2 protein-coding genes are annotated in these 1908 nt (G+C 57.3%); both read left to right on the top strand.

Annotated elements, in window-relative coordinates:
- Positions 1-89: 89 nt before the first annotated feature.
- Positions 90-950: an ATP-dependent DNA ligase gene (locus tag EN943_RS36770; RefSeq protein ID WP_127416589.1), complete on the top strand. Its 861-nt coding sequence runs from the start codon at positions 90-92 to the stop codon at positions 948-950.
- A gap of 91 nt (positions 951-1041) precedes the next feature.
- The gene (locus tag EN943_RS36765) at positions 1042-1866 is read left to right on the top strand and encodes a Ku protein (RefSeq protein WP_127416588.1); all 825 of its coding nucleotides are present in this window, start codon (positions 1042-1044) and stop codon (positions 1864-1866) included.
- The last annotated feature ends 42 nt before the right edge of the window (positions 1867-1908 follow it).

Raw genomic sequence — 1908 nt, 5'->3', positions numbered from 1 at the left:
CGTCATAACCATCAAACATTCAATTCGTCTAAAATGTTCCGGAACCATTTTAGCGAGCGCTAATTGAATCGCACTATGCGAGTCAGCGCATGCGTCTGAAGTTCATCAAGCCCATGGAACCCGAGCTGGTCGAAACGCCACCGCAGGGCGACGAATGGCTCCATGAGATCAAATTCGACGGGTATCGGACCCAAATCATCAAGGATGACAACGGGATCCGGCTGTTCACCAAGAACGGATACGACTGGACAGGCCGCTATATCGAACTTGCCGGAGAGGCGGAGGCGATCGAGGCGGAAAGTTTCATCATCGATGGCGAGACAATCACGGTCAACGAGGCCGGCCTGTCCGACTTCCAGGCCCTGCAGTCAGCCGTCACCCGTCGTAAGCCTTCGCGCGATCTGTATTTGGTGGCATTCGACCTCCTGCACCTGAACGGGCATGATTTGCGCAACATGCCGGTGGAAGACCGCCGCGAGATCCTGCAGGAACTGATTCCAGCCGTCGGTCGCATTCAGGTCAGCAAAGCCATGCCCGGCACCGGGGACGCGGTTTATCACCTGGTCGACAGGGCGGGGTTGGAGGGCATGGTCTCGAAGCGCAAGGCCAGCGTCTATCGCAGCGGACCGACGATGAACTGGCGCAAGATCAAGTGCTATGCCGAAAAGGAAATGGACATTATTGGCGTGCAGCGCGAGGCTGGGAAGCCGGCAATGGTGCTCATGGCCGACAAGGGCCGCTACGCCGGCGGCGCCTTCGTTGCCTTTAAAGCCGACAAGCGCCAGCGACTATGGGATCGCGTGCAAGGGAAAGTCGGCGGACCAGTGCCCATCGGTCTAAAGAAAGAAAAGGCCGAATGGCTCAAGCCTGGTCTGGTCGGTCGCGTGCGGTTCCTGAAGGGCGAGGAGAAGCTTCGCCATGCGAAGCTGCTGGACTACCGGGAGGAATAATTCTTGGGCTGCAGGCAATGAGTGCCCACGTTGCGGAACAGAACCGTGTGGCTGACGTTGTGCCGACATCGGCACGTCTAGGAGAAACGGCATGGTGGCGCCGCGCGCGGTCTGGAAGGGCTTTCTGAGGGTCGGTTCCGTGTCGTGCGGGGTGAAGATAGTTGGTGCCACAAGCGAGGCATCCAAGATCCACTTCAAGATTCTGAACCGCAAGAACGGCTTGCCCGTCAAGAGCGCCTATGTCGACGAAGGGACCGGCGATGTTGTCGAAGTCGCGGATCAGATCAAAGGCTACGAGGCGGACAAGGGCGAGTTCATACAAGTCGAGCCGGACGAGATCAAGAAACTGAAACTGACGTCGCAGCATACGCTTGATGTCGATTCCTTTGTTCCGGTTGCCGAGATCGACACACGTTACCTGGAGAAGCCATACTACCTAATCCCGGCTGACGGCGCCTCGTTGGAGGCCTTTTCTGTCCTGCGCGATGCGATGGCCAAGAAGCGCGTTGCGGCGCGATCCTGCGTCGTGCTCTATCAGCGCGGGCGCGAAGTGTTGATACAGCCGCTTGAAAAAGGAATGCTGCTGACCGAGTTGCGCACCCACAATGAGATGACGTCGGAAGACACCGTCTTCGACGATGTGAAAAGCCCAAAATACGATTTGGATCTGCTCGAAATCGCGGGGCTTCTCATCGACAAGAAGGTGACAAAGTTCGATCCTTCGAAATTCGAGGATACTTACGAGGATGCGTTGATTGCCATGATCGACGCCAAGCGCAAGGGCAAAAAGCCCCCGAAACCGGCGCCAAAGCCCCAGGAGAACGTGGTCGACCTGGCCTCGGTTCTTCGAAAGAGCCTCGCCAAGGAAGGCATCGGCAAAGACCGGCCAAAGGCCAAGAGCCGCAAATCGGCATAGTTAAAAATAGCAATCCCACCATCACCGCGCATGACCCAGTAG

Source organism: Mesorhizobium sp. M7A.F.Ca.US.006.01.1.1 (assembly GCF_003997935.1).
GTDB lineage: Bacteria > Pseudomonadota > Alphaproteobacteria > Rhizobiales > Rhizobiaceae > Mesorhizobium.
The sequence above is the reverse complement of the archived record's forward strand: the minus strand, read 5'-3'. Positions and strand labels throughout refer to the sequence as shown.